Origin of the sequence: Streptomyces roseoverticillatus, assembly GCF_000719265.1 — a bacterium.
Taxonomy (GTDB): Bacteria; Actinomycetota; Actinomycetes; order Streptomycetales; family Streptomycetaceae; genus Streptomyces; species Streptomyces roseoverticillatus.
The window spans coordinates 1-6,054 of the sequence record NZ_JOFL01000051.1; the positions used below are offsets into that span (position 1 = coordinate 1).

Annotated in this window: 1 protein-coding gene; it reads right to left on the bottom strand. The window is 74.1% G+C overall.

Features of this window, described 5'->3' with window-relative positions; all coding sequences use genetic code 11:
• Positions 1-6,054, bottom strand: a 6,054-nt coding sequence (locus IF61_RS0131635) for a type I polyketide synthase (protein WP_030369996.1), incomplete at both ends; no start/stop codon positions are given.

A 6,054-nucleotide genomic window follows, 5' to 3' on the forward strand; every position in this document is an offset into this window, starting at 1 on the left:
CGGCCACAAAATCCGGACGGATCCCCCACGACTCCACCAGCCGGAACAACGCCACCTCGACCGCGAACAACGCCGGCTGCGTAAACCCCGTCGCGTCCAGCCCCTCCGCATCGCCGGACATCACGTCCCGCAACTCACCGTCGAAATGCCCCAGCACCACATCCAGCGCCTCCGCGAACACCGGAAAACGCGCAGCCAGCTCCCGGCCCATACCCACCCGCTGGGCACCCTGACCCGAGAACAGCACCGCGAACTTCCCGGCCACGTCCCCGGCCACGCCGCGCGCGACCTCGACCGACCCGTCCTCTCCCGCGAGCAGCACCGCGCGGTGTTCGAAGGCCGACCGGCCGGTGGCCAGGGAGAAGCCCACGTCGAGCGGCGAGAGTTCCGGACGCTCACCGACCCACTCGCGCACCAGCTCGGCCTGGGCGTCCAGCGCCTCCGGCGTCTTGCCGGACACGAGCCAAGGAGTAGTCCTCCCCGCGTCCGCGGGCCGGGGTTCCCGGGCCGTCCGTATGACGGTATCGGGGGCCTGCTCCAGGATGGCGTGCGCGTTCGTGCCGCTGATGCCGAAGGCGGACACGGCCGCCCGGCGGGGGCGTCCGGTGTCCGGCCAGTCGGTCGCCTCCGTGAGGAGTTCGACGTCACCGGCGGTCCAGTCGACGTGTGTCGTGGGGGTCTCGGCGTGGAGGGTGCGGGGCAGGACGCCGTGCCGCATCGCCATGACCGTCTTGATGACGCCGGCCGCGCCGGCCGCCGACATGGTGTGGCCGATGTTCGACTTGAGCGAGCCCAGCAGCAGCGGCCGCCCCTCGGCCCGGTCCTGCCCGTACGTGGCGAGCACGGCCTGGGCCTCGATGGGGTCGCCGAGCGAGGTGCCGGTGCCGTGGGCCTCGACGGCGTCCACGTCACCGGTCGACAGCCCGGCGTTCGCGAGGGCCTGGCGGATGACGCGCTGCTGGGACGGGCCGTTGGGGGCCGTGAGTCCGTTGGAGGCGCCGTCCTGGTTGATGGCCGAGCCGCGCACCACGGCGAGGATTTCGTGCCCGTTGCGCCGTGCGTCGGAGAGCCGCTCCAGGACGAGGACGCCGACGCCCTCGGACCAGCCGGTGCCGTCGGCGTCGTCCGAGAACGCCTTGCACCGGCCGTCCGTCGCCAGCCCGCCCTGACGTGTGAAGCTCGGGAAGCTCATCGGGGTCGACAGGACCGTCACCCCTCCGGCCAGGGCGAGCGAGCACTCACCGGACCGCAGGGACTGCGCGGCCAGGTGCATGGCCACGAGGGACGACGAGCACGCGGTGTCGAGGGTGACGGCCGGGCCCTCCAGGCCGAAGGTGTACGAGACGCGGCCGGAGACGACGCTGCCGACGAGGCCCGTGCTGGTGTGGCCCTCCAGGTCCTCGCGGGAGTTCATCACGAGCATCGTGTAGTCCTGGCCGCTGGTGCCGACGAACACACCGGTCTGACTGCCGCGCAGGGACACCGGGTCGATGCCGGAGCGTTCGATCGCCTCCCACGAGGTTTCCAGGAGCAGTCGCTGCTGCGGGTCCATGGTGACGGCCTCGCGCGGCGAGATCCCGAAGAAGCCCGCGTCGAAGTCCGCGATGCCGTCGAGGAACCCGCCCTTGGACGTGCCGCTGCGGCCGCGTTCACCCTCTGTCCCGCCCAGCAGGGTGTCCAGGTCCCAGCCGCGGTCCGCCGGGAAGTCCGTGATGCCTTCGCGGCCTTCGAGGACGAGCCGCCACAGATCTTCCGGGGACCGTACGCCTCCCGGGAGCCGGCAGGCCATGCCGACGATGACGACCGGGTCCTCGGCGACCGCGCCGGGGACGGCGGCCGCGACCGGCGTGTCCCCGTGCTCGTCGAGCAGCACAGCGACGAGGTGCCCTGCGAGCGCGGAGGGGTTGGGGTAGTCGAAGACCAGCGTCGCGGTCAGCCGCAGGCCGGTCGCGGCGGAGAGCCGGTTGCGGAGCTCGACGGCGGTCAGGGAGTCGAAGCCCAGGTCCTGGAACTCCCGCCGCGCGTCGACGGCCTCGGCCGACGCGTGCCCCAGGACCGCCGCGGCCTCCGCCCGCACCAGGTCCGCCATGAGGCGGGCGCGCTCGTCCTCACCCAGCCCCGCCAGCCGGCCGACGAGCTGCGCGGCGGTACCGGCACCCGTGGCGGTGGTCGCGGCGGCGCGGCGGCCGGACCTGACCAGGCCGCGCAGGACGGCCGGTACGGGGCCGGTGGCCCGTACCGGCCCGGAGGCGCGGCCGAGCGCGACGAGGTGTGCCGCGTCGCACGCCCCGGCCGCGTCGAGCAGGGCGAGCCCCTGGTCGACGGTGAGGGGTGAGGCCCCGTACGAGGCGATGCGCCGCATGTCCGTCTCGGAGAGCGTGGCGGTCATGCCGCGGCCCTGCGCCCAGGCGCCCCACGACAGGGACTGGGCGGGCAGGCCCCGGGCCGTGCGGTGCCGGGCGAGCGCGTCGAGTAAGACGTTGCCGGCGGCGTAGTTGCCCTGGCCGGGGGTGCCGGTCACGCCGGAGAGGGAGGAGAACAGCACGAACGCGGCGAGGTCGAGGTTCTTGGTGGCCTCGTGCAGGTGCCAGGCGGCGTCCGCCTTGGGGCGCAGCACGGCGGACAGCCGCTCGGGGGTCAGCGACGTGACCATGCCGTCGTCGAGCACACCGGCGGTGTGGATCACCGCGGTGAGGGGGTGCGCGTCCGGGACGGAGCCGACGAGAGCGGTCGTGGCCTGCTGGTCGGTGACATCGCAGGCGACGATCCGGACCTCGGCGCCGAGGGCGGTCAGTTCGTCGCGCAGTCCGTCCGCGTCCGGCGCGTCGGGGCCGCGCCGGCTCGCCAGCAGCAGGTGGGTGACGCCGCGTTCGGCCACGAGGTGGCGGGCCAGCTCGCGGCCCAGGCCTCCGGTGCCGCCGGTGATCAGTACGGTGCCGTCCGGGTTCCAGGTGCGCGGCATGGTCAGTACGATCTTGCCGATGTGCCGGGCCCGGCTCATGTGGCGGAACGCCTCGCGGGCCCTCCGTACGTCCCAGGTGGCGACCGGCAGCGGGCGCAGCGCGCCGGCGGCGAACAGTTCCAGCAGCTCGGTCAGCATCTGCTGGGTGCGCTCGGGGCCGGCTTCCGCGAGGTCGAAGGCCCGGTAGCGGACTCCGGTGGTGGCCTCCGGGTCGCGGATGTCGGTCTTGCCCATCTCCAGGAACCGGCCGCCGGGGGCGGTCAGCCGCAGCGAGGCGTCGACGAATTCACCGGCGAGGGCGTTGAGGACCACGTCCACGCCCCGGCCGTCGGTGGCCTCGCGGAATCGCTCCTCGAAGTCCGTCGTGCGCGACGACGCGATGTGGTCGTCGGGGAGGCCCAGCTCGCGCAGGGTGTCCCACTTGCCCTCGCTGGCCGTGGCGAACACTTCGGCGCCCAGGTGCCGCGCCAGCTGAATCGCCGCCATGCCCACGCCACCGGCACCGGCGTGCACGAGAATCTTCTCGCCGGGCCTCAGGTCCGCGAGGTCCTTCAGGGCGTAGAGGGCGGTCAGGAAGACCAGCGGCACGGACGCGGCGGTGGCCGGCGACCAGCCTTCGGGGAACTGGACGAGGAGCCGCTCGTCTGCCACGGCCACCGGGCCGAAGCCGCCGAACAGCATGCCCATCACGCGGTCGCCCGGGCGCAGTCGGGTCACCCCGGGCCCGGTTTCGGTCACCACGCCGGCGCCCTCGGCGCCGAGCCGTCCGGCCTCGCCGGGGTACATGCCCAGGGCGTTCAGCACGTCGCGGAAGTTCACGCCCGCGGCCTGGACCGCGATCCGGACCTGCCCCGGCCCGAGCGGCTCCAGGACGTCCGGGCAGGGAGCGAGCAGCAGATCGTCGAGACTGCCCTTGGCTGCGGTGTCCAGCCGCCACGGTCCCTCGACGGGCGGCAGCAGCCCCGCGCCGCCGGCCAGCCGGGCCAGCCGGGGCACCCGGGCGGCGCCGTCGCGCACCACGAACTGCTCGTCCCCGGTGGCCAGCAGGCCCGGCAGGACCGGCAGCAGGGCCGGGACGTCACCGTGCTCGGCGTCCACCAGCGCGAACCGGCCGGGGTTCTCCGACTGCGCCGACCGTACGAGACCCCACACCGCGGCGGCGGCCAGGTCCCGCACGGTCTCCCCCTCGCCGGCGGAGACGGCACCCTGGGTGATGAACACCAGGCGCGGCCCGGCGGGCCGCTCCCCCGCCGTCCAGTCCTGGAGCAGGCTCAGGACCCGGGCCGTCAGTTCGTGCACGGAAGCGGGTACGTTGCCGTCGCCCCTACCGGACACGGGCACCAGCACGAGGTCCTCGTCGCCGGTGAGGTCGTCCAGGGAGACGGCCGGCGCGACCGTACCGAGCGGGCCGGTGCCCAGGGTCACGCAGCGCACCTCGGCGGACGGCACCTCGGGGGCGGGCGTCCAGTCCAGCGACAGCAGCGCGTCGTACTCCGCGCCGGGCTGGAGGGCGGCGGCCCCGGCCGCCGACGTGCCGCGCAGGACCAGCGCTTCCGCCGACAGCACGGGCGCGCCCTCGACGTCGACGGCCGCGATGGACACGGAGTCGTCGCCCGTCCTCGTGACGCGGGCCCGGACGACCGGGGCCCCGCCTGCGTGGAGGGACACGCCGCGCCAGGCGAACGGCATGAGGAGCTGGTCGTCGTCGCCGACACCGGCCATCCTGTGGGACTGGATCACCGCGTCCAGCAGCGCCGGGTGGATGCCGAAGGCACCGGCCTCACCGGCGGTGTCGGCCGGGAGCGCGGCTTCGAGGTATACCTCGTTCTCCCGCTGCCAGACCGAGCGCAGGCCCTGGAAGGCGGGACCGTAGCCGGTCCCCTCGTAGAAGTCCTCCAGGTCGACGACGACGGCATTCCGGGGCGGCCAGGTCTCCGCGCCGAACGCCTCGACGCGCTCTCCGCCGGTCAGCGTGCCGTGGGCGTGCTGGATCCACGTCCCGTCGGGCGCGTCGCCGGGCCGCGCGTGCACCGAGACCGTCCGGGCGCCCGCCTCGTCGGGCGCCCCGACCAGCACCTGGACCAGGGCGGCGCCGTCCTCGGGCAGGACGAGCGGGGTGAGGAGGACGAATTCGCCGACGCGCTCGCAGCCGACCTGTTCGCCGGCGCGCAGGGCCAGCTCCAGGAAGCCGGTGCCCGGGAAGAGGACGTTCCCGCCGATGGCGTGGTCGGTGAGCCAGGGGTGGGTCCGGAGGGACAGCCGGCCCGTGAACACCACTTCGCCGGAGTCCGCGAGGGCGAGCATCGCGCCCAGCAGCGGGTGTTCCGCCGGCATGAGGCCCGCGCCGGTCACGTTCCCGGTGAGCTCGGCGGGCCTGGGCCAGTAGCGCTCGTGCTGGAACGGATAGGTGGGCAGGTCGACGCGGTGCGCGCCGGTGCCGTCGAAGATTCCCGGCCAGTCCACGCCGACGCCCGCCACGTGCAGGCGCGCGAGGGCCGTGAGGAGGGCGGTCTCCTCGGGCCGGTCCTTGCGGAGGGAGGACACGGCCACGGCGGTGTCGTCGAGGGTGTGCTGGGCCATGGCGGTGAGCACACCGTCCGGACCCAGCTCCAGGAAGACGGTGGCGCCTTCGGCGGCGAGGGCACGGACACCGTCGGCGAAGCGCACGGTCTCGCGGACGTGCCGGACCCAGTAGTCCGCCGAGCACACCAGCTCCGGGCCGGCGAGTCCGCCGGTGACGTTCGATACGAGAGGAAGCCGCGGGGCCTGGAAGGTGATGCCGGCGACGGCCCGGCGGAAGTCGTCCAGCATCGGTTCCATCAGCGGCGAGTGGAACGCGTGGCTCACCGGCAGCCGCTGCGTCTTCCTGCCCAGGGAGGTGAATTCCCCGGCCACGCGGAGCACTTGGTCCTCGTCTCCGGCGATCACGACCGACTCCGGGCCGTTGACCGCCGCCAGGGACACCCCCTCCACCAGCCGCGCGGAAATCTCATCCTCCGCCGCCTGCACAGCCACCATCGCACCGCCCGCAGGCAGCGCCTGCATCAACCGCGCACGCGCCGCCACCAAAGCACAGGCGTCCTCCAGCGAGA